The following is a 21,811-nucleotide window of genomic DNA, read 5'->3' as shown; positions in this document are numbered from 1 at the left end:
ATTCGTTGTTTTAAAAAGATTTAGTTGGGGTGTTAATTAAATTATACATTTTACCTGTTTTTGTATCGATAACTTGATCAAATAAATAACCATAAAGAACTAAATCTCCTGTTTCATACGATAAAATAGGTTGATTATCCATCAAGTCTAACACTGTCGATTCTTTGCTATTCGTTGGATCAATTTTTACTAATTTATATTCTTTTGGTCCGCCGCTAATTTTGGCACTTTTATATGGAACAAATGTCAAAAAAGTATTCTTATCAAAATTCATATCAAAATACGGAACAAACGTGCCTAACTCGTCATACTCACGCGCGGCATTGTAAGAATAGAAATTCTGGAATCCAATCGTTCTAAAATCGTACAATAATTTTTCATCAGATGATTTCTCAATCGTTAAGAGCACATTATCGTGTACAGCAAATTGCATAATATTAGCCACAATTAAATTTTTAGTTGCGTTGTCTCTAATATCTTGTAAATAAAGATTGCCTACTTCATCATCTCGCTTATCTTTGTTGTTTGATAACACCAAATTATCGCCGTACCACGAAATAAAAGGAGAAGCTAAATCAATTTTATCTACTTTGTTTAACGTATAATCCCAATTCTCTATTTGAAAATCCCATTCTGGACTATATGTTACAAACATTATTTTTTCAGGGGATTCGTCGTTCCAATAGAACGTGGTCGTTAATGGCTTTGTTGCTCGAGATGCAACCGTTGATCCATCATTTAAAGCAATTATTCGCATCGTCGCTTTTTTGTCGGATTCTGCAGAATAAAGTAAAACATTCCGATAATCCGGGCTAATTTGAACTTCTGAAATAGACTCTTTTGTATTAAAGATAGTGCGTTTCTTCTTGTTATAAATATTAAGTTCATCAAAATAGGTAATTCCAGACTTTTTCGTTTGCAACAAAACAGAATCTTTTGATAGCCAACCGACAACTCGCTGGAATTCTTTTGTTTTAATTTGAACACCTTGTACTTCTTTTGTAGTCTTTTTTGGCGTTTCTTTTTCCTCTGAGCAACCAAAAGAGATAAAAACCAATCCCATCAATAAGGTAATTAGCAAAAAAGCATTTGATTTTTTCATCTCTGGCCTCCAATCTCTCTATGCTAAAATTTTACCCTTTTCATAGGAAGCTAAAACAATGCGTTATAGAAAGATTTCTTGATAAATCAAGCTACAATAATGGAGTATTATTGTAGCTTATAATAATGAATATTAATCTTCATTCGGTAATGCTAACCATGCAGCTCCAATTATCCCTGCGTCATTCCCTTTTGTCGCGATGGATAATTTAGTAGATTCTTTTACTGCTGGGAAAACCATTGTTTCAAAATAATTTTTAACTGGTGTTAATAGTTGGGCACCTGCCGCTGAAACCCCACCACCAATAATGATTTTCTCAGGGTTTAACATGTTTCCAATGTGACTAAGCGCTAAAGCTAAATAGAAAGAGATTTTATCAATCGTTTCATTCGCTAGAGCATCTTCTTCCGCACCTAACTCAAAAATTAATTTAGAAGTGATTGTTTCGTTTTTATCAATCGCCTCTTTAAGTGCAGATTTGCCAGTGAATTCTTTCGCTAAATCTTTTGCTACTCGAACAATACCAGTCGCAGAAGCCACCGTTTCTAGGCAACCCGTTTTACCACAAGTACAATCGTAACCATTTTCTGGAACTACCGTTACGTGGCCGATTTCACCAGCTGCTCCGCGGACGCCGTGTAAAATTTTACCTTCTGCAAAAATTCCGCCGCCAACACCGGTTCCAAGTGTTACAAAAACAACATTCGCACCGCCTTCTCCTGCACCTTTCCAGCGTTCGCCAAGTGCAGCAACATTTGCATCATTATCTAATATTATTTTTAAGCCAGTAATATTTTCTAAATCTTCGCTAACGTTTTGTTCTTCTGCCCAGCCCAAATTGTATGCACCTTTAACCGTGCCTGTTTCATAATTAACTGTTCCAGGTGTTCCCATGCCAATACCATAAAAAGTATCATTATCTAGTTGTAAATCTGTTAGCTTTTGGTTGATAGAGTCTCCAATATTTTTTACGATATGAGCACCTTTGTCTGCAATGTCAGTATCAATAGTCCATTTTTCTTCAATGTCGCCTTCTTTTGTTAAAATAGCTAATTTTGCCGTTGTCCCGCCTAAATCTACACCAATTAATTTTTTGTTCATTCTGCTGTTCTCCTTATAATCAATTTAATTTAAACTACTATTTTTACGTTGTTCTTTGATTAATTCTTCCTTCAATATACTTCTAGCTCTAGCAAAAACTTCTCTATCTAAAATATTATGTTTAAAAAGTTCTGTAATCTCATATTCCATCATTTCGATGTCGTATTGTCGCTTTCCTAAATAAACAATAATGCCATGCTTTCTTAGTAATTGGGCAACATCATAAACTGTTTTCACATTAAAAACCTCTTATTCTTTGATTTTTTCTAACTCATCGTAATAAGAATCAAAAAATGGATTGCTTGATAATTGTCTGGCGCTGTTTGCTTCTTTGATTGCATTAGGTATATCACCCTTTATTCTATAGCAGACGGATAAATAATAATGAGCCTCTGGGATGTCTTTATCCATACTAATTGCTTCTTTAGCCATTGCTTCTGCTTTATCTACTTGCTTGTTTTGCAAAGCCATAGATGCAGCATACGTATAAGAATAGCCATCAGCACTTCCGCTTGCAATTAAAGTATCGGTAATTTTCGTTGCTTCTTTTTCATTTTGTTCTTGTAGATATTGTTGTACAGCTACGTTAGCTTGCATTGGATCGTATGGTTTCTCTCCTTTTTGATAGCCAAAATACAGAAATAAAATAGCTACCGCCAATAAAGAAATTCCATATGCAAGTCGGCGCCAATGGAAAAATTGTTTTGGTAGTGATAAAGCTCCTGCAAGTAAGAAACCACCAACTAATCCACCGATATGTCCAGCAATGTCAATTTGCGTAGAAAACACATCAATAAGCAAATTGATTGCAACAAGTGATGCAATACTAACTCCAATCGTTTTTGCATAAAGATTTGGTTTCAATACTACTAAATAAAGTAACGCGCCCATGACTGCGAACACAGCAGTACTAGCACCAACAGATAAATTCATATTTAGTGCAAAACTGGCTATATTTCCGCAAATTCCACCTAGCAGTAGAATCAGGATATAACGCCATTTCCCATAAATACGTTCTGCCCATGCCCCAACAATGTATAACATAACCGCATTGGAGGCTAAGTGCATTAATCCACCGTGGAGAAAGATTGGCGAAATAAAGCGCCACCATTCACCGGCATAAATAAGTGGATTGAACTTCCCGCCCCATTTAATTAAGTTAAATGAATTCGTTGTTCCGCCTTGAAAAGCAAGCCATAAATACGCTGCAATTAAAAGACCGATGAACGTATACGTAACAATTGGTTTGGAATTTCTGGCAACTTTTTGTTCTTCATTCACTTTCGTCGTAATGTACGTGATTACTTGCTCGCGCTCTTTTGCCACTAGCTCTTTTGTTATTTCATCTGGAAGAACAAAAGCTTCTTCGGGTAATTCTAAAGTTTCTATAAGTATATCTAGATGCTCTCTCATCTGTTCGTTCGCTAGTAAAATATTTTCTAGTTTCACTTTTTCGTTTGGAGATGCAATTGCTTGTCCAAAAAAAGGCGAAATATCACCCATTGGTTCAAATGGTGCTATATAAATATTCACAAGGGGCAGTTTTAAGCGCCCCATTTGCTTACGAAGATTTTCAGTAACATGTAAAGTATGTGTCACATCGCGTTCCACTACATTAGCCCAACTTAGTTCTTTCATTTGGATACGAATGACTGGTCTTTTTTTCTGGCTTATATTTTCCAACCAAAGTTCTTGTTTTTCCTCATGAAGATGGATTAAACGGTATTTTTCAACACCCAAGAAATAATTGGTTAGGCGCCAGAAGACATATTGTTCTTGGAAGCTCAAAAAATCCCTGCTTTCATTACAAATTATATTTACTACTATACGCAAAAAAAAGGGTGTTGTAAACAATCCACCCTATTTTCTATAGAATTATTTTTCGTTATCCTTCAATTAGAATAGAAACTGGTTTATCATGGCTTTCCGGCGCAAAATCCATTTTTTGTTCATACAAGTATAAAGATACTGTTGGGCCTTGGAAATCCACTAAGAACCTATCATAAAAACCACCGCCAAAACCGATTCGATAATGCTCTTCATTAAAAGCAACTCCAGGCACAATTAATAAATCTATTGCTTCCTTCTCAACCGTTTCCGCTAGTTCGTTAGGCTCCAAAATGCCAAATTTAGTTTTTACAAGCGGATGTACGGAATCCATCTTTTTAAATTCCATTTTTCTGCTTGGATAATATGTTTTTGGAATTAAAACGGTCTTGCCTTCTTTTTTTGCTTGTAGAATGATTGTTTCTGTTTCGATTTCAGGATGTCTTGCCAAAGTTATACCAATAACCTGTGCGTTTCTCCATTCTGGTAATAAGAATAATTTTTCTGCTAATTTAATAGAACGTTCGCGATGTTCTACTTTATCGATGCTATTTAAATTCCGTAAAATCTTTTCTCGAATTAGGCGTTTGTCTTCCATCTTGACTTCCCCCTTTGTCTAATAAAAAAAGCAACAGAATGGAGATCCTGCTGCTTACTTAGTTTCGCGGTGTAAAGTTACACGGCGCAATCTTGGACAATATTTTTTTAATTCAATACGTTCCGGATTTTCACGCTTATTTTTAGTAGTGATATAATTACGATCACCGCATTCAGTGCATTCTAAAGTAATATTAACGCGCATTATTTTTCCCTCCAACTCCGACTGACGAATTTATTTACTAAACCTGTATAATAATATCATTTTTAAAGAGTTGTTGCAAGGACTCTATGCATTTTCTTTTTATTTTCTTTACAAAACCTTATTTCGGATGGTGTTTTAAGATAAATTATGCTATAACTAGTAGTAGAGTTTATGGAAGAGAGGTGTGTATAAAACCCATGACCACAGTCATAATTATCTTACTAATTGCTGCTATTGCGCTGTTTGTTATCTCATTTCTTCAAAAAGGCGACAATAAACAATTAGAAAAAGAACTGGAAGATGTTGCTGCTCAGTGGATGCAAGAAAACTTTGAACTAAAACAACGCGTCACTGAACTAGAAAAAGCAATGAAAATGGATACTCCCATCGTTGAGGCTGAACAAGTACCTGATAGCCCGAAAGTTCGCGAATTGATGAAAAAACAAGTGATTACACTTTATACTTCTGGAATCGTAACATCAGAGATTGCTGAACAGTCATCATTGCCTAAAGAAGAAGTGGAACAAATCATTGAAGAATATTTAAAACATTGATTTAAATTTTAAAGGAGGAGCCTATCTGTGAAGAAAAACTTACGGATGTTGGCGTTAGGTTTCTTAATATCTGCCGTTGTCTTACTGGTATACAATCAGTTTTTCTCAACTCAGACTAAAGCAGATGAAACAAAAGCCGCATCAACAAAAGCTGGTTCTGATGAAAATTCAAGCACATGGAAAACAAAATACGAAAAATTATTAGCAGAGCAAGAAGTAGCGAAAGCAAAAGAAACTGAAGCGAAGAAAAAAGCGGATGAAGCTGCTAAGAAGAAAGCAGAAGAAGCTAAAAAAGTTAAAAGTTATACTTTAACTATTTCTAGCGGTGATCCTTCTTCTAAAGCTGGTGACGAACTTCAAGCAAATGGTATTGTTAAGAGTTCTTCCGATTTTGATAAATACTTACGCGATAATAATTATGAAAAGTACATTCGTGATGGTAGCTACACTATCAAAAGCGATATGAGCTATGAAACAATCGCTAAAATTTTAGCACATAAAAATTAATCCAAAAAAAAGGAAACAAGTATAGAGCTTGTTTCCTTTTTTATGTTATTATTTAAGAAAGAAAGGATGATGAATTATGGAAAATGTAAAAATGAATAACCTCATTATTAAAACGGGGGTATTTTACCTATAGGATGCTCCCAACAACAAAGGAGCGGAAAAATTGATACTAGAAAAATATGGTTTTACACATTTTTTTAATGAACAAAAAATAGCTACTACTTCTTCTTACGGCAGAGTTACTGCGGTATTTAGAGATTATTACCGAGTAGTTACTGAAAATGGGGAATTTTTAACGTCCCTTAAACGTGGGAATTTTTATGAATTATCCACTACTGCACTGCCTGCTGTTGGCGATTTTGTCGAGGTGAGCAGTGAAGCACAAATTCTGTCTGTTTTAGAACGGAAAACGGTCTTTTCCCGAATGAATAAAGATTCTGAGGAACAATTGATTGCGGCGAATTTTGACTATGCGCTTATTGTGATGAGTTTGAATCACGACTTTAATTTAAATCGCCTAGAACGTTATTTAACGGTTGCTTGGGATAGTGGCGCTACGCCGATTATTATTTTGACGAAAGCAGATTTAGCCGAGGATTTAACTTCCTATGCTCAGCAGCTCGAAACTGTCGCATATGGCGTCCCAGCGTATTATGTGGATAATTTGTCTCACAATGGTTTTGAAGCGCTAGAACGCGATTTGAAGCCGAATAGCACTCTTGTTTTACTCGGTTCTTCTGGTGTTGGTAAATCTTCTTTTATTAATTCGCTTGCAGGTACTGATTTGATGAAAACTGCTGGTATTCGCGAAGATGATAGTAAAGGGAAACATACTACGACACACCGAGAAATGCATTTGCTAGATAATGGTTGGATTGTGATTGATACACCAGGAATGCGCGAATTCGGAATTGGTTTAAATCAAGCTGGATTGGAGACTACTTTTTCAGATGTGGAGGAGCTTGCTGAAGGCTGTCGTTTCCATGATTGTTCCCATACACAAGAACCTGGTTGCGCTGTACAAGCTGCTCTAGAAGATGGTAGTTTATCCATGCAACACTACGAGAATTGGTTGAAATTACAGCGTGAAATGGCTTACCATGCACGAAAAAATAGTCCTGCTCTAGCAAGACAGGAACGTGATCGCTGGAAAGTTATTCAAAAATCACTTCGGACACATTTAAAAACACGTCCGAAAAAATAGTAAAAAAAAGCAAGTAGCTCAGGCTACTTGCTTTTTGTATTATTTAGATTCTGGTTTTTTCGTTTTTGGGTAGAATTTCTTCTCTGCTTGTGGTTTTTTGTCGCCTTCTGGTTGTTCTTTTTTCTCAAGCAAAGCTTTACGCGATAAGTTAACACGACCTTGTTGGTCTACTTCGATAACTTTCACTGTAACTTCATCGCCAAGTTTTAGAATATCTTCTACTTTACCAACACGTTCATGCGCTAATTCAGAGATATGAACTAAACCGTCTGTACCTTTGAATAATTCAACAAATGCGCCAAATTTTTCGATACGACGAACTTTACCAGTGTAAACTTCTCCCACTACTACTTCACGAACGATGTCTTCAATGATAGCAATTGCTTTACGGTTCATTGCTTGATCTTGGGAAGCAATATAAACTGTGCCATCTTGTTCGATATCAATTTTTACGCCAGTTTCTTCAATGATAGCATTGATTTGTTTTCCACCAGGTCCGATAACATCTTTAATTTTCTCTGGTTTGATATTAAGTGTAATAATTTTTGGAGCATAAGCAGAAAGTTCTTCACGAGGTGCGCTAATTGTACTAGTTAAGTGTTCTAGAATGTGTAAGCGACCTTCTTTTGCTTGCGTTAATGCTTCGTCCAAAATTTGACGGCTTAAGCCATCGATTTTGATGTCCATTTGAAGTGCTGTAATACCGTCTTTTGTCCCAGCAACTTTAAAGTCCATATCACCAAAGTGATCTTCCATACCTTGGATATCAGAAAGGATTGTGTAGTCATCACCAAGTTTTACAAGACCCATCGCGATACCTGCAACTGGCGCTTTAATTGGAACACCAGCGTCAAGCATTGCAAGTGTAGAACCACAAATACTTGCTTGAGAGCTAGATCCGTTAGATTCAAGAACTTCTGATACTAAACGGATTGTGTATGGGAATTCCTCTTCGGAAGGAATAACATATTGAAGTGCTCGTTCGCCTAATGCACCGTGACCGATTTCACGACGACCCGGAGCACGACGAGGACCAGTTTCCCCAACACTGAATTGCGGGAAATTATAATGATGCATAAAGCGTTTGTATTCTTCTGTTCCTAGACCATCAATGATTTGGTGTTCACGAAGCGGTGCTAATGTACATACGCTTAGAGCTTGTGTTTGGCCACGAGTGAATAAACCAGAACCATGGACACGAGGAAGCATGCCAACTTCAGAAGAAAGTGGACGAATTTCGTTTACTTTACGGCCATCTGGACGGATTTTATCTTGCGAAATAAGACGACGCATTTCGTCTTTTTCAATCATTTCAAGAATATGAGCTACTTCGCTAAGAATTTCAGCTTCATTTTCTAATTCTTTCGCTTTATAGCTTTCTAAGATTTCTTCTTTTACATCTTCAATTGCTGCTTCACGCGCTTTTTTCTCTTCTGTTTTAATAGCAGTTTTCATTTTGCCTTCGCTTGCTGCTTTTACTTCTGCTTCAAGTTCAGGATCGCTTACGAAAAGTTCGATTTCGCGTTTTTCTTTACCAACGGCAGCGATAATTTGTTGTTGGAATTCACAAAGACGTTTAATTTCTTCATGACCAAACATAATTGCTTCAAGCATTGCTTCTTCTGAAACTTCTTTCGCTCCAGCTTCTACCATGTTGATTGCATCATAAGTTCCTGCAACAGTTAAGCTAATATCGCTTTTTTCTGCTTGCTCGATTGTTGGGTTAATAACGTATTTTCCATCAATACGACCAACATCTACACCTGCGATTGGCCCTTCAAATGGGATATCAGAAATTACTAACGCTACAGAAGATCCAAGCATTGCTGCCATTTCTGGAGAACAATCTTGATCCACACTGAAAACAGTAGAAGTAATTTGAACTTCATTACGGAAACCTTCTGCAAATAATGGACGGATTGGACGGTCGATTAGGCGCGCAGTTAATGTCGCACGGTCACTTGGACGTCCTTCACGTTTTAAGAATCCACCGGGAACTTTACCAACGGAATACATTTTTTCTTCATAGTTAACAGTTAATGGGAAAAAGTCGCCTGGACGTGGTTTTTTAGAACCTACTGCTGCTGTTAAAACGACTGTATCACCGTAACGAATTAATGCTGCCCCACTTGCTTGTTTTGCTAATTGACCTACTTCAACAGATAATGTTTTACCTGCCCATTCTGTTGAAAACACTTGTTTTTCAGACATATTTTAATCTCCTTTTATTAGGAAACACGAACCAGAAACTTTACCATGCATAAGAATGTTCACGCACACTTTAGATTGTCTAAAGCACACATGAATCCAAAAACCTACTACGAATAGCGATTTTCTGAAGCACGTTTTTGGATTCATGCGATAAAGTTTCATTTCTTCGTCGTGCTTTCCAAAATTTAGTATAGTTAATACTCAAAAAAAAGCGGGAACTTTTGGTATCCCGCTTTCGTCTGGTTTTTATCGACGTAAACCTAAACGTTTGATAAGTTCGCGGTAACGTTGAACATCTTTTTTACGTAGGTAAGTTAATAGGTTACGACGGTGACCTACCATTTTCATTAATCCACGGTAAGAGTGATGATCTTTTTTGTGTACGCGAACGTGTTCATTTAAGCTATTGATTTCAGCAGTTAATACAGCGATTTGTACTTCTGGTGAACCAGTATCTGTATCATGGACACGGTACTCTGCAATAATTTCATTTTTGCGTTCTTGAGTTAAAGCCATTTCTTTCCACCTCCTTCTAAAATATCCCCAATTACTGAGCCAAGCGTCGGTGAGTCGCAAAAGCCAAGTAATGGTTCTGTTCGTACAGATTTAAAGATACACTATTTAGCCTCTAAAAGCAAGCAGAAATAGTCGTTTAATCTTCTAAATTAGCAAAAAAAGCTCTTGTATCTTGTTCGTCTTTTTCTAACTGGGCAATCAGACCTTCTACACCATTAAATTTAAGTTCTGGACGGAAAAATTGATACCATTCAATCTCTGCTTCTTCGCCGTAAATTTCGCGGTGGAAATCTAGAATGTATACTTCAATGGATAATGCTTGGTCATCTTTAAACGTGATGTTATAACCAATGCTTGCCATTCCCAAGTGAGTTTCTCCATTTACACGGAATTTCACTGCATAGACACCAAGCTTCGGAATCAAATAATCTTCATTTACGCGGATGTTCGCTGTCGGAAAACCAATTGTTCTCCCACGCTTATCGCCGTGAATGACAGTTCCTTTTGTTGTGTAAGGATAGCCTAGTAATTGATTTGCTTCTTCTAGTTCGCCTTCTGTAATGGCGCGTCTAATGTTGGTCGAGCTAATTTTATCACTAGCAGCTGTTTGCTTATCAACAACAGTCACCTCAAAACGACCCTTGGCAAAGTCGGCCAAATCGTTCATTTTGCCTTCACCTTTTTTGCCGTAAGAATAGTCAAAACCTGCTACGACGTGTTCTACATTTAAAGCGACTAAGTAGTTATCGACAAAGTCTTGCGGGGATATTTCTGAAAACTGCGTTGTAAAGCGAACTACATACATAATATCTACGCCAAGTTCCGCCATTTTTTCAGCTTTATCTTCCAGTGGAGTTAGATATTTTACTTGTTTGCGGATGTTGCTTAAAACGACAGATGGATGCGGATCAAAAGTTAGTACTGCGGTTTGAAGGCCTTTTTGTTCAGCAATTTGTTTCGCTTGTTTAATAACTGCTTGATGACCTAAATGCACGCCATCGAAAAAGCCAAGCGCCATTACTTTTTTCACGTCTGTCCACTCGTCCGTTGTAATCGGATGATGTAAGTATATCGTCTTCATTTTTTTGCCACTTCTCCTCTAAATTCGAATTCCTCTCATATCATAATATAAGAAAGTTGCAGTCGCAATAACTATGCTTGATGTAACTCGATGACCTTCTCTGGTTTCCAAAGGTCTTTTTTCTCTGGATGTGGTTTATATATTGCTGTTAATTTATCGTTAAAAATGAGCGCTGCACGAGGTTCATTTTCCACTACAGCAAAGACTGATTTGGGTAAAAGTCCGCCATTTAGTACTTTTGCGTGGGTTTCTTCATCAATGACAAGTTTTGCCATCGATTCGATGCCTTTTTCAAGTGGATATAAAAAGCCGTTATCATTCGCTTGCATCATTTCGTCAATTTCTGCGAGCGTTAAGCAATCTTCTTTTTGGAAAAAACCACTGCGCGTCCGTTCTAGTTTGGACATATGTGCCGGGTAGCCTAGTAACTCGCCAATCATGACTGCCAGTGTGCGGATATAGGTTCCTTTTCCGCAAGCAATTTCTAATTGGAATGTTGGATTCGTTGCATTTAGCTCTGTATCGCCATCTAAACGGGTTAACGAATAAATATCCACTTGTCTGGATGGGCGTTCTACCTCTATTCCAGCTCTTGCATATTCATACAATTTCTTGCCGTTGACTTTTACAGCGGAAAACATTGGTGGAATCTGGGTAATTTTTCCCGTTAGTTTCGTGAGTGCGGCTTGAAGTTCTGTTGCCGAAATTTCAGCTAGTTCTTTGGTCATAACCGTTTCACCAGTCGCATCTTCTGTCGTAGTCGATTTACCTAGTGTTATTTCTGCTACATAGACTTTACCTTCATCAGTTACATATTCCGCGAGTTTTGTGGCACGTCCGATGCAAATTGGCAGCACACCTTCTACTTCTGGATCAAGTGTACCTGTATGCCCCACTTTTTTCGTATGTAAAATTTTTCTTAATTTAAAAACGCAATCATGACTTGTCATCCCGCGTTCTTTCCACAGTGGGATAATACCGTTCATCAAGCTCCTCCTTCTAAGAAAAAAAGTTTAAGACAATGACCCACTTACATCCCGTTTGACTGAGAAGATAAAGGGATTGCCTTAAACTTTTATTTATTATTGATCGTTATTTAAGTCACGAAGCAATTCATCGATTCGATTTCCGTAAGCGATGGAATTATCTATTTCAAAAGACATTTCTGGAACTTTACGAAGTCGAATACGGCGACCGATTTCAGAGCGGATAAAGCCATGCGCTTTCGCAAGTGCGAGTAACGTATTTTCTTTTTCCTTATCGGTACCAAGAATGGAAATGAACACCTTAGCTTCTTGTAAGTCACCAGTAACATCTACTCCAGTTACGGTTACAAAACCTAAGCGCGGGTCTTTAATTTTACGATTTAAAATATCGCCCAATTCTTTTTTCATTTGCTCACTGACACGATTTGCTCGTACGTTCAAGTGTATTCACCTCTTTTTATAACTTCTCCATAACTGTCTCGGCGCGTTCCCACTCAGGAAAAGAATCGAGAAAAGCAAGTACTTCTCTGGCTTCTTTTTCTGCTTGAATATGCGAGGAAGATACGACAGCAAAGCTTATTTCCGCCCGCTGCCATAAATCCTGATAATCCGTTTCAGCTATAGAGATATTGAATTTTTGTTTTGCTCTTGTTACAATTCGTTTCAGGATAGCGCGTTTTTCTTTGAGGTTTTGTGGTTCCTGCATGAAAAATTCACTAACGACTGATTGAATCATTTTCTTTCAATTTCTTCCATAACGTACGCTTCAATGACATCATCTTCTTTAATATCGTTGAAGTTTTGTACTGTGATACCACATTCGTAACCTTTTGCAACTTCTTTCGCATCATCTTTAAAGCGTTTAAGTGTAGCAATTTCGCCTTCAAAGACTACAATTCCGTCACGGATAATACGAACGCCGCTATCACGAGTAATTTTACCATCTGTTACGTAACAGCCGGCAATTGTACCCACTTTAGAAACGTTGATTGTTTGACGAACTTGCGCTTGACCAATAATTTTTTCTTGGAATTCTGGATCAAGCATCCCTTTCATCGCTGCTTCGATTTCATCAATTGCTTTATAGATAACACGGTGTAAACGAATATCTACACTTTCGTTTTCTGCTGCTTCACGCGCTTGTGTTGTTGGACGAACGTTAAATCCAATAATAATCGCATTTGAAGCTGCTGCTAAAGTAATATCTGATTCATTGATTGCACCAACGGCAGTATGAATGATTTTTACGTTAACGCCTTCTACATCAATTTTGCGAAGAGATGCAGCAAGAGCCTCTACAGAACCTTGAACGTCTGCTTTAATAATAACGTTAACTTCTTTCATTTCGCCAGCCTTCATATGTTCAAATAAGTTGTCTAAACTTACGCGGTTTGTTGCGGAACGCTGTGCTACTAACGCACGGCTTGCACGAGTTTCTCCGATATTTCTTGCTGTTTTTTCATCTTCAAAAACAACGAAGCGATCGCCAGCTTGAGGTACATCATTTAATCCAGTGATTTCAACTGGTGTGCTTGGACCTACTTTTTTCACGCGACGGCCTAAATCATTGACCATTGCACGGACACGACCGAACGTGTTACCAACAACAATTGGGTCTCCGATATTAAGTGTTCCGTCTTGTACTAGTAAAGTCGCAACTGGACCACGACCTTTATCAAGTTCTGCTTCGATGACAGAACCGATTGCGCGACGGTCTGGATTTGCTTTTAATTCTTCTACTTCAGAAACAAGTAAAATCATATCTAACAAGTTTTCAAGACCTTCACCGAATTTAGCTGAGATTGGTGCGAAAATTGTATCGCCGCCCCATGCTTCTGGAACTAATTCATACTCAGTTAATTCTTGCATTACGCGGTCTGGGTTCGCTTGTGGTTTATCAATTTTGTTGACAGCAACAATAATCGGCATTCCCGCAGCTTTCGCATGGTTGATTGCTTCAATTGTTTGTGGCATAACGCCATCATCTGCTGCAACAACTAAAATCGTAATATCCGTGATTTGCGCACCACGAGCACGCATCGCTGTAAAGGCAGCATGTCCCGGTGTATCAAGGAAAGTGATTTTTTTGTCATGAATTTCTAGTTGGTAAGCACCGATATGTTGCGTGATACCACCAGCTTCTCCTAAAGTAACTTTTGTATTACGAAGAGAATCTAGTAATGTTGTTTTACCATGGTCAACGTGTCCCATGATAGTAACAACTGGTGGGCGTTCAACAAGTTTAGACTCGTCAACTGCTTCATTTAGTTCATTTTCAAAGTACACATCTAAGTCAGTTACATCGACTTTAATTTCTTCTTCTACTTGCACACCGTAGTCGTCACAAATTAGTTCGATCGCATCTTTATCTAATGATTGGTTGATTGTCGCAACAACGCCAAGCATAAATAATTTTTTGATAAGTTCAGATGGTTCTCTGTATAATTTTTTCGCTAATTCCGCTACTGTTAAAGATTCGCTGAAAACGATTTTTTCAGGAAGTTCTTTTGGTTTTGGCGGAGTTGGCGGAACCGTACTGTGGTTTAACTTACCTTTTTTCTTCGTATTACGGCCTTTATTGTTAAAATTGCCGCCGCGATTCGGACGATTGTTTCCGCCTGGACGGTTTGAGTTGCCGCCACCTGGACGATTGCTGTTGTTATTGTTGTTACGTTTTTGTCCGCCAGCTTGTTGTTGGTTACCGTTTGATTGTGTTTGGTTTCCTGTGTTTGCTGGTTTGTTTGTTGCTGGTTTTGCACCTTGGCTTTTGTTTGCAGTGGCTGGTTTATTAGCTTGCCCTGCTGGTTTATTTGGTTTATTCGACTTTTCATTACTATTTGTCATATTCGGTTTGTTTGGCCCCTTACTATTTCCATTTTCGTTGCTAGTAGTTTCTTTCTTTGGTGCTTCGGCTTTTTTATTTGTGCCATCAACGGCATTATCTAATTGTCTTAATGCATTTTCATTAATAGTGGACATATGATTGGCCACTTCAATACCTAAGTCTTTTAATGCTTCAATGACTTTTTTGCTTGATACTTGATGTTCTTTTGCGTATTCATATACACGAACTTTACTCATGTCGTACACCTCCGTATAAGATTCAACCGAGTAATTCTGCTAATTTAACAGCAAATCCTTTATCAAGTATTGCAACGATTGCACGTGTATCTTTGCCGATTGCACCCCCTATCATTTCCCGGGTACCGGCTTTTTTCACGACAACATTATAGTATTCACACTTGTTGCGGATTGTTTTCTCGGTTTTTTCGGATATATCTTCTGAAATGAGAACCATTTTTGCTTTCCCATTTCTAACTGCTTTTAATACTAATTCTTCACCAGTAGTAATTTTACGTGCTCGGTTCGCGAGGCCTAATAAGGAAAGTGCTTTTTTATCCATTCGTTGGTTCCTCGAGAGACTTCACATAAGCGATTAGCTCATCATAAAAGGACTCTTGTTCTGGCATTTTTAGTTGATGAAAAATAGCGTTTTTCTTTTTCGCTTTTTCACAGGCTTCGACACTTTTAACAATGTAAAAACCACGTCCAGGTGCTTTACCTGTAGGATCTATCGTAAGCGCTCCGTCTTTCGAATACGCAATACGAAGAAGTTCGCCTTTTGGCAAGCGTTCACCGGTAATAATACATTTTCGAAGGGGGATTTTTTTATTACGCATGATAATTCTCCTTTTTACTCTTCATCTTCTGTATAAGTTTCACTCTCTGCTTCTTCTACTTCAGGCGCTTCTACACCGTTACGAGGATAGATGCCTAGTTCAGTTGCAACTGTTTCACTTTTAATATCAATTTTCCAACCAGTTAATTTCGCTGCTAAACGGGCATTTTGACCGCGTTTACCAATTGCTAATGATAACTGATAATCTGGTACGATTACCGTTGTTGCTTGGTCCGCTTCGTTCACAATAACATCTAACACTTTAGACGGGCTAAGTGCATTGGCTACGAATGTGAAAGGATCATCTGACCATTCAACGATATCGATTTTTTCGCCTTTAAGCTCATTAACGATAGTTTGTACACGTGCGCCTTTTGGTCCAACACATGCGCCAACTGGGTCAACTTCTTCATTTGCTGTGTAAACAGAGATTTTCGAACGGTCTCCTGCTTCACGTGCAACGGATTTAATTTCTACAACACCGTCATAAATTTCCGGTACTTCCATTTCAAAAAGACGTTTCAGTAAACCAGGATGTGTACGGGATACAAAGATTTGCGGCCCTTTAGTCGTCTTCTCTACTTTTGTTAAATACACTTTGATGCGGTCATGTGCATGGTAAGTTTCGTTTGGCATTTGCTCGTTTTGGGACAAAATTGCTTCGATTTTACCAAGGTTTACATAGATAAAACGAGAATCTTGACGTTCCACGATACCAGTCATAATGTCATCTTCGCGGTCGATAAATTCATCATAAATGATGCCACGTTCCGCTTCACGAACACGTTGAGTTACAACTTGTTTCGCTGTTTGAGCAGCAATACGTCCGAAATCTTTTGGCGTTACTTCAAGCTCAACAACGTCACCAGGTTGATATACAGGGTTCAGTTTGTGTGCTTCTTCCATCGAAATTTCAAGGCGAGAGTCAAATACTTGTTCTACCGCTTCTTTTCTAGCTAAAACACGGATAGAACCGTTTTCCATATTTAAATCTACGCGTACGTTTTGTGCATCTTTGAAGTTTCTTTTATATGCGGAAGTAAGAGCAGCTTCGATTGCTTCTACTAAAACCTCTCTTGAAATACCTTTATCATGTTCTAACACATGAAGAGCATCTAATAATTCTGTGCTCATTTTTTATTCAGCTCCTTATTCTTTGCTTTTTAAAATTGAATTGCAAGTCTTGCTTTGGCTACTTTGTCTTTAGGAATTTCACAAGTGATTTTGCGTGTCTTGTCCGTGATAGTAATGACAAGTGTTGTCCCGTCATAACTAACGAGCGTTCCTTCCCACATTTTACGGCCATCAATTGGCTCATAAGAAGTTATGTGGACATATTTACTTACCGCATTTTCAAAATCTTGCTCTTTCTTCAGTGGACGTTCAGCCCCTGGTGATGATACTTCTAAAAAGTAGTTTTGTGTAATCGGATCATTTTCGTCCATTTTTCCACTAACTTTTTCGCTCACGGCTGCGCATTCATCAATATCTACGCCACCATCTTTATCAATAAAAATTCGTAAAAACCAATTCGGCCCTTCTTTTTCAAAGGCAATGTCTACGAGTTCCAATTGAAGTTCATCCGTGATTGGCGCAACAATTGCTTCTACTTGTTCTAGTACTTTACTCATTTCAGCCTCCTTAAGAGATACGCTTTTCCAGCTAATTCGTCCCCTACTTCTGCCACAGGTGACTCTTTGACAGATTTGCAAAACGAAAGCGTGGGCATTGGCCCACGCTTGGCTGAGTTATCGTAGTATTTCTTAAATAAGTTTATCACAAATTGTGACTACAAGCAAGTTTTGCCCATTTTTAGAACAGTGATAGCTGATTTTGATCAGGCAAACCTTCCAAGCATCCTTGATCATCCATGTACTGAATAATCGTTTTCGATACTTTTCCGCGTTGTTGTAAGTCTTCTTTGGATAAGAATTCCCCGTTTTCACGAGCAGCAACAATTTGCTTCGCTACGTTTGTTCCAAGACTCGGAATCGCGTTGAATGGCGGGATAAGCGAGTCGCCATCAATTAAAAATTCATCCGCAGACGATTTGTATAAATCGACTTTTTGGAAATGGTATCCACGAGCAAGCATTTCGTTCGCAATTTCTAAAACAGTTAATAAGTTTTTCTCTTTAGTTGAAGCTTCTAATCCTTTGTCATTCACTTCTTTCATGGTTGCTTTCACAGCTTCTTTTCCGTTTACCATCGATGTTAAATCGAAATCATCGGCACGAACAGTGAAATAAGTTGCGTAGAAAAATAGTGGATGATGTACTTTGAAATAAGCAATCCGCACTGCCATTAAAACGTAAGCTGCAGCATGGGCTTTCGGGAACATGTACTTGATTTTTTTACAAGATTCAATGTACCAAAGCGGCACTTTATTTGCCATCATCGCTTCTTCCATTTCGTCTGTTAAGCCTTTCCCTTTACGTACTGATTCCATAATTTTAAAGGCTAACGAGCTTTCTAATCCTTGATAAATGAGGAATACCATAATATCATCACGACAACCAATTACGTCTGGTAGTTCGCATGTTTTATTTTTGATTAATTCTTCGGCATTTCCAAGCCAAACGTCCGTCCCGTGGGAAAGACCAGAAATTTGCACTAGCTCAGAAAATGTTGTTGGTTTCGTTTGTTCTAACATTTGTCGTACGAAACGTGTTCCAAACTCTGGAATTCCCAGTGTTCCGGTTTTGGAGTCGATATCTGCTGGTTTCACACCAAGTGACTCTGTGGAACCGAATAGTTTCATCACATCCGGATCATCGGTTGGGATTGTTTTTGGATCGATACCGCTCAAATCCTGTAACATCCGGATAGCGGTCGGATCATCGTGTCCAAGTATATCGAGTTTTAATACGTTATCATGAATCGAGTGGAAGTCAAAATGGGTTGTTTTCCATTCCGAATCCGTCGCATCTGCCGGAAATTGTACTGGTGTAAAATCATAAACGTCCATATAATCTGGAATAACGATAATACCGCCTGGATGCTGTCCGGTAGTTCGTTTAACGCCTGTACATCCTGCAACAAGGCGATCAATTTCAGCGCCGCGAATAGTCATATTCATATCACGTTCATAGTTTCGAACATAACCAAAAGCAGTTTTCTCGGCTACCGTACCAATCGTACCAGCTCGGAAAACGTAATCTTCTCCAAAAATTTCTTTCGTATACGCATGGGCTACGGGTTGATAGTCTCCCGAGAAGTTTAAGTCGATATCGGGTACTTTATCCCCTTTAAATCCTAAGAAAGTTTCAAACGGAATATCTTGTCCTTCTTTTTGATAGGCTGTACCACAATGAGGGCAATCTTTGTCAGGTAAGTCAAAACCAGAACCAACCGAACCATCATCAAAGAACTCAGAATCCTTACAATTCGGGCAAAGATAATGCGGTGGAAGTGGATTCACCTCGGTAATTTCCGTCATTGTCGCAACGAAGGAAGAACCAACCGATCCCCGCGAACCAACCAAATAGCCGTCCACAAGTGACTTCTTAACAAGTTTATGCGAGATGAGATAAATAACCGCGAACCCGTGTCCGATAATACTTTTCAGTTCTTTTTCTAGTCGAGCTTCTACGATTTCTGGCAAATTTTCACCGTATAATTGGTGCGCCATTGCATAACTCATATCACGAACTTCATCTTCGGCACCGTCGATTTTTGGTGTGTATAGCTCGTCTTTAATTGGCTTTAAATCTTCCATCCAATCCACTACAACATTAGGATTCGTTACAACAATTTCTTTCGCTTTTTCTTCACCAAGGAAAGCAAATTCTTTTAACATTTCATCTGTTGTGCGGAAATGGACATCTGGTAATTCAGCGCGATTCAGCGGATTTGCCCCACCTTGTGAATGAATTAAGATTTTACGATAAATTTTATCTACAGGATCTTTGTAGTGCACATTACCGGTCGCTACAACTGGTTTGCCTGTTTTTTCACCAACGCGGACAATATTTTTCAAAATTTCTTCTAATGCTTTTTCATCACGAACGAGTTCACGCTCAATAAGCGGCGCGTATACTGGTTTTGGTTGAACTTCAATGAAATCATAGAATTCCGCTACTTTTTCCGCAGCTTGCATCCCTTTTTGCATCATTGCTTCAAACAATTCCCCTTGGCTACATGCCGTTCCGATAATTAAGCCTTCGCGTAATTTCTTTAATTGTGAGCGCGGAATTCGTGGCACACGATAAAAGTAATTGATATTAGACATTGTAATTAATTTAAATAAGTTTTTTAAGCCAACAGCTGTTTGCGCATAAATTGTAGCATGGAATGGTCGCGCACGTTTGTATGCGTCGCCTTCTCCCATGTAGTCATTTAACGAATCGTGGAAATCGATATCATGCATCTCTTTCGCATCTTTAATCAATTTCCAAGCTAAATATGCCGTAGCTTCGGCATCAAAAACAGCTCGGTGATGTTGCTCAAGAATAATATTGAATTTTTTCGTTAAAGTATTTAAGCGGTGATTTTTGAAATGCGGATAAAGAAAACGTGCCAATTCTAACGTATCGACAACTGCATTTTCTGCTTTTTCTAAACCAACTTTTTCGTAGGCAGTGTTAATAAAGCCCATATCAAAAGAAGCATTGTGGGCTACAAGAATATCGTCAGCACTCCATTCCTTGAATCGTTTTAACACTACATCGATTGGATCAGAACCTTTGACCATGTCGTCCGTAATACCTGTTAAATTAATGGTAGTTGCGGAAAGTGGATGCCCTGGATCAATAAAAGCTTCAAATTTATCAATAATCTCGCCATTTTTCATTTTTACGCCCGCAAGCTCGATAATCGTATCATAAACGGCTGATAAACCAGTAGTCTCTACATCAAATACGCAGTAAGTTGCATCTTGTAAGGCGATGTGTTGATCGTTATAAGCAATCGGAACACCATCATCTATCAAATTGGCTTCGATACCAAAAATAACTTTTAAGCCGTATTTTTGACCGGCGCCATATGCTTCTGGGAATGATTGTGCGACAGAGTGATCAGTAATCGCAATCGCTTTATGGCCCCAATCAGCTGCTTGTTTGAATAGCGCATCAACGGATGAAGTCGCATCCATTTGACTCATTGGAGAATGAAGGTGTAGTTCTGCCCGTTTTTCTTCGGCTGTATCAAGTCGCTTCACGCCAGCGATTTCATTAACATCTTGCGCCATCATAATAAGATCACGCACGAAAGTATCATTTTGAACGCTTCCTCGTACTTTAACCCACATGCCTTTTTTCAAATTCTGGAACATCGCGGCATCTTCGTTATCGCGAGAAAACATTTTTATAATCATCGAACTTGTATAGTCGGTAATTTTAAATTGTAACAAGCTACGACCGCTGCGAAGCTCTCTAATTTCCGTTGCGAAGATTAAACCTTGGACGGTAATACGACGTTCTTCATCATAAATATCGCCAAGACGTTTGACTTCTTCGTCATCTTTAATTTTATAACCAATTTGGAATGGGCCAGTAAGTGGAGCTGCCCCGCCGCCGCTTTGTCCTTCAGCTTGGCGTTTTTGCATAACTTGAACAGCTTCTGCCGCTTTTTTCTGATCTTCTTCTTGTTTAGCCTGCGCAAAAGCTTTATATTCTTCTGTTTCTGACTGATCGAGCATATGCATTTTCATTGCTAGACGGGGAAAACCAGCTTTTCCGTAGCTTTCAATAATTTTCGCTTGGAATCGTTGTTGAATAGTTGCTTCTTCCATATCGTTATGAACAGCTAATTCAATAAAATGCGGCTCTTTAAACGTAGGCTTTTGCTCCATTAGAAGTTTTCCAATCATCGGTGACTGCTTGCCAATTGGCTCTACGATTAAATTCCAATAATCTTGAATGAGTGTTTCGTTGATTGTTTGATTTTCTGGAACTATTTGCATTTCCGTTTCCGCAATTTGGCTAAATGCGCGCTTCATCCCAACGTCCATCATATGGAAAAGTGCTGCTGGGAAAATTTGTGGAACGTGTAAATAAAATTGCCATGTTTTATTTTTCTTGTCGGCAATGAGCTTTTCGATTTTAGCTTCTTTTGTAAATTCTTCGTAAGTCGTTACATCTTGTAAACCGATTTGTGTCATTAACAGCTGAAATCGTTCTTGTTTTTCTTCCTCTTTTGCAGTCATTCCGAATAACACCCCTTCATTCAAATTTATAAAAGCCAGATGTCCCTCATAGCCCGTTTTTATAGGAACGAGTGGAGTTTCATCTGGCACAAATTGC

The 21,811-nt window shown here is 38.4% G+C and carries 21 protein-coding genes; 3 read left to right on the top strand and 18 right to left on the bottom strand.

What is annotated here, in order from left to right; all coding sequences use genetic code 11:
* Positions 1-10: 10 nt before the first annotated feature.
* The 6 genes from HCB49_RS05250 to rpmG form a co-directional block, all read right to left on the bottom strand.
* On the bottom strand, positions 11-1,102 hold the full coding sequence (locus HCB49_RS05250; RefSeq protein WP_185604300.1) for a YqgU-like beta propeller domain-containing protein: 1,092 nt from the start codon (positions 1,100-1,102) through the stop codon (positions 11-13).
* Between the two features lie 132 nt (positions 1,103-1,234).
* Entirely contained in the window at positions 1,235-2,203 is a 969-nt protein-coding gene (locus HCB49_RS05245; protein WP_185604299.1) for an ROK family glucokinase, read from the bottom strand.
* Positions 2,204-2,227: 24 nt separating this feature from the next.
* Positions 2,228-2,440: a YqgQ family protein gene (locus HCB49_RS05240; RefSeq protein ID WP_008947715.1), complete on the bottom strand. Its 213-nt coding sequence runs from the start codon at positions 2,438-2,440 to the stop codon at positions 2,228-2,230.
* A gap of 12 nt (positions 2,441-2,452) precedes the next feature.
* Positions 2,453-3,991 carry a rhomboid family protein gene (locus HCB49_RS05235; protein WP_185479969.1) on the bottom strand — a complete coding sequence of 513 codons (1,539 nt, stop codon included), beginning with the start codon at positions 3,989-3,991 and terminating at the stop codon, positions 2,453-2,455.
* 97 nt (positions 3,992-4,088) lie between these two features.
* Positions 4,089-4,628 (bottom strand): 5-formyltetrahydrofolate cyclo-ligase, encoded by a 540-nt coding sequence (locus tag HCB49_RS05230; RefSeq protein ID WP_185395954.1) that lies wholly within the window; start codon positions 4,626-4,628, stop codon positions 4,089-4,091.
* A gap of 54 nt (positions 4,629-4,682) precedes the next feature.
* Positions 4,683-4,832, bottom strand: coding sequence for a 50S ribosomal protein L33 (gene rpmG / locus HCB49_RS05225; RefSeq protein ID WP_003719608.1), 150 nt, complete (start codon positions 4,830-4,832; stop codon positions 4,683-4,685).
* Positions 4,833-5,029: 197 nt separating this feature from the next.
* On the opposite strand from rpmG, the gene HCB49_RS05220 reads away from it, so the two are divergent.
* The 3 genes from HCB49_RS05220 (at position 5,030) to rsgA (ending at position 7,097) form a co-directional block, all read left to right on the top strand.
* Positions 5,030-5,386 carry a hypothetical protein gene (locus HCB49_RS05220; RefSeq protein ID WP_008947711.1) on the top strand — a complete coding sequence of 119 codons (357 nt, stop codon included), beginning with the start codon at positions 5,030-5,032 and terminating at the stop codon, positions 5,384-5,386.
* A 27-nt stretch (positions 5,387-5,413) separates the two neighbouring features.
* Positions 5,414-5,893, top strand: coding sequence for an MltG/YceG/YrrL family protein (locus tag HCB49_RS05215; RefSeq protein WP_185391282.1), 480 nt, complete (start codon positions 5,414-5,416; stop codon positions 5,891-5,893).
* Between the two features lie 163 nt (positions 5,894-6,056).
* Positions 6,057-7,097 carry a ribosome small subunit-dependent GTPase A gene (rsgA, locus tag HCB49_RS05210; RefSeq protein ID WP_185604298.1) on the top strand — a complete coding sequence of 347 codons (1,041 nt, stop codon included), beginning with the start codon at positions 6,057-6,059 and terminating at the stop codon, positions 7,095-7,097.
* Positions 7,098-7,136: 39 nt separating this feature from the next.
* Here the strand turns inward: rsgA and pnp are convergent, their stop codons facing one another.
* From pnp to HCB49_RS05150, 12 genes are all read right to left on the bottom strand, one after another.
* A complete protein-coding gene (gene pnp, locus HCB49_RS05205) occupies positions 7,137-9,308 on the bottom strand; it encodes a polyribonucleotide nucleotidyltransferase (RefSeq protein WP_185604297.1) in 2,172 nt (723 codons plus the stop codon).
* 246 nt (positions 9,309-9,554) lie between these two features.
* Positions 9,555-9,824, bottom strand: coding sequence for a 30S ribosomal protein S15 (gene rpsO / locus HCB49_RS05200; protein WP_003719603.1), 270 nt, complete (start codon positions 9,822-9,824; stop codon positions 9,555-9,557).
* A gap of 136 nt (positions 9,825-9,960) precedes the next feature.
* Positions 9,961-10,905: a bifunctional riboflavin kinase/FAD synthetase gene (locus HCB49_RS05195; RefSeq protein WP_185604296.1), complete on the bottom strand. Its 945-nt coding sequence runs from the start codon at positions 10,903-10,905 to the stop codon at positions 9,961-9,963.
* 71 nt (positions 10,906-10,976) lie between these two features.
* The gene (gene truB / locus HCB49_RS05190) at positions 10,977-11,891 is read right to left on the bottom strand and encodes a tRNA pseudouridine(55) synthase TruB (protein WP_185604295.1); all 915 of its coding nucleotides are present in this window, start codon (positions 11,889-11,891) and stop codon (positions 10,977-10,979) included.
* A 96-nt stretch (positions 11,892-11,987) separates the two neighbouring features.
* Positions 11,988-12,332, bottom strand: coding sequence for a 30S ribosome-binding factor RbfA (rbfA, locus tag HCB49_RS05185; RefSeq protein WP_003719600.1), 345 nt, complete (start codon positions 12,330-12,332; stop codon positions 11,988-11,990).
* 16 nt (positions 12,333-12,348) lie between these two features.
* Complete coding sequence (locus HCB49_RS05180) at positions 12,349-12,627, bottom strand: DUF503 domain-containing protein (RefSeq protein WP_149056196.1); 279 nt, start codon at positions 12,625-12,627, stop codon at positions 12,349-12,351.
* Complete coding sequence (gene infB, locus HCB49_RS05175) at positions 12,624-14,972, bottom strand: translation initiation factor IF-2 (RefSeq protein ID WP_185604294.1); 2,349 nt, start codon at positions 14,970-14,972, stop codon at positions 12,624-12,626. Before infB ends, HCB49_RS05180 begins: the two co-directional genes overlap by 4 nt.
* 22 nt (positions 14,973-14,994) lie before the next feature.
* Positions 14,995-15,294 carry a YlxQ family RNA-binding protein gene (locus HCB49_RS05170; protein ID WP_003722455.1) on the bottom strand — a complete coding sequence of 100 codons (300 nt, stop codon included), beginning with the start codon at positions 15,292-15,294 and terminating at the stop codon, positions 14,995-14,997.
* Complete coding sequence (gene rnpM / locus HCB49_RS05165; protein WP_003722454.1) at positions 15,287-15,571, bottom strand: RNase P modulator RnpM; 285 nt, start codon at positions 15,569-15,571, stop codon at positions 15,287-15,289. Before rnpM ends, HCB49_RS05170 begins: the two co-directional genes overlap by 8 nt.
* Before the next feature lie 14 nt (positions 15,572-15,585).
* Positions 15,586-16,704, bottom strand: a complete 1,119-nt coding sequence (gene nusA / locus HCB49_RS05160) for a transcription termination factor NusA (protein ID WP_185479975.1) — start codon at positions 16,702-16,704, stop codon at positions 15,586-15,588.
* Between the two features lie 29 nt (positions 16,705-16,733).
* On the bottom strand, positions 16,734-17,201 hold the full coding sequence (gene rimP, locus HCB49_RS05155) for a ribosome maturation factor RimP (RefSeq protein ID WP_185604293.1): 468 nt from the start codon (positions 17,199-17,201) through the stop codon (positions 16,734-16,736).
* 181 nt (positions 17,202-17,382) lie between these two features.
* Entirely contained in the window at positions 17,383-21,714 is a 4,332-nt protein-coding gene (locus HCB49_RS05150) for a PolC-type DNA polymerase III (protein ID WP_185604292.1), read from the bottom strand.
* Positions 21,715-21,811: the final 97 nt, after the last annotated feature.

The sequence above is a fragment of the Listeria cossartiae subsp. cayugensis genome, from assembly GCF_014229095.1.
Taxonomy (GTDB): Bacteria; Bacillota; Bacilli; order Lactobacillales; family Listeriaceae; genus Listeria; species Listeria cayugensis.
This window is presented reverse-complemented; position numbering and strand designations above follow the sequence as displayed.

What these genes read in the sequence shown, in the direction of transcription:
- HCB49_RS05250 (WP_185604300.1), bottom strand. Translation starts at nt 1,102, where the DNA reads ATGAAAAAATCAAATGCTTTTTTGCTAATTACCTTATTGATGGGATTG.
- HCB49_RS05245 (WP_185604299.1), bottom strand. Translation starts at nt 2,203, where the DNA reads ATGAACAAAAAATTAATTGGTGTAGATTTAGGCGGGACAACGGCAAAA.
- HCB49_RS05230 (WP_185395954.1), bottom strand. Translation starts at nt 4,628, where the DNA reads ATGGAAGACAAACGCCTAATTCGAGAAAAGATTTTACGGAATTTAAAT.
- rpmG (WP_003719608.1), bottom strand. Translation starts at nt 4,832, where the DNA reads ATGCGCGTTAATATTACTTTAGAATGCACTGAATGCGGTGATCGTAAT.
- HCB49_RS05220 (WP_008947711.1), top strand. Translation starts at nt 5,030, where the DNA reads ATGACCACAGTCATAATTATCTTACTAATTGCTGCTATTGCGCTGTTT.
- pnp (WP_185604297.1), bottom strand. Translation starts at nt 9,308, where the DNA reads ATGTCTGAAAAACAAGTGTTTTCAACAGAATGGGCAGGTAAAACATTA.
- rpsO (WP_003719603.1), bottom strand. Translation starts at nt 9,824, where the DNA reads ATGGCTTTAACTCAAGAACGCAAAAATGAAATTATTGCAGAGTACCGT.
- HCB49_RS05195 (WP_185604296.1), bottom strand. Translation starts at nt 10,905, where the DNA reads ATGAAGACGATATACTTACATCATCCGATTACAACGGACGAGTGGACA.
- truB (WP_185604295.1), bottom strand. Translation starts at nt 11,891, where the DNA reads ATGAACGGTATTATCCCACTGTGGAAAGAACGCGGGATGACAAGTCAT.
- HCB49_RS05180 (WP_149056196.1), bottom strand. Translation starts at nt 12,627, where the DNA reads ATGATTCAATCAGTCGTTAGTGAATTTTTCATGCAGGAACCACAAAAC.
- infB (WP_185604294.1), bottom strand. Translation starts at nt 14,972, where the DNA reads ATGAGTAAAGTTCGTGTATATGAATACGCAAAAGAACATCAAGTATCA.
- HCB49_RS05170 (WP_003722455.1), bottom strand. Translation starts at nt 15,294, where the DNA reads ATGGATAAAAAAGCACTTTCCTTATTAGGCCTCGCGAACCGAGCACGT.
- rnpM (WP_003722454.1), bottom strand. Translation starts at nt 15,571, where the DNA reads ATGCGTAATAAAAAAATCCCCCTTCGAAAATGTATTATTACCGGTGAA.
- nusA (WP_185479975.1), bottom strand. Translation starts at nt 16,704, where the DNA reads ATGAGCACAGAATTATTAGATGCTCTTCATGTGTTAGAACATGATAAA.
- rimP (WP_185604293.1), bottom strand. Translation starts at nt 17,201, where the DNA reads ATGAGTAAAGTACTAGAACAAGTAGAAGCAATTGTTGCGCCAATCACG.
- HCB49_RS05150 (WP_185604292.1), bottom strand. Translation starts at nt 21,714, where the DNA reads ATGACTGCAAAAGAGGAAGAAAAACAAGAACGATTTCAGCTGTTAATG.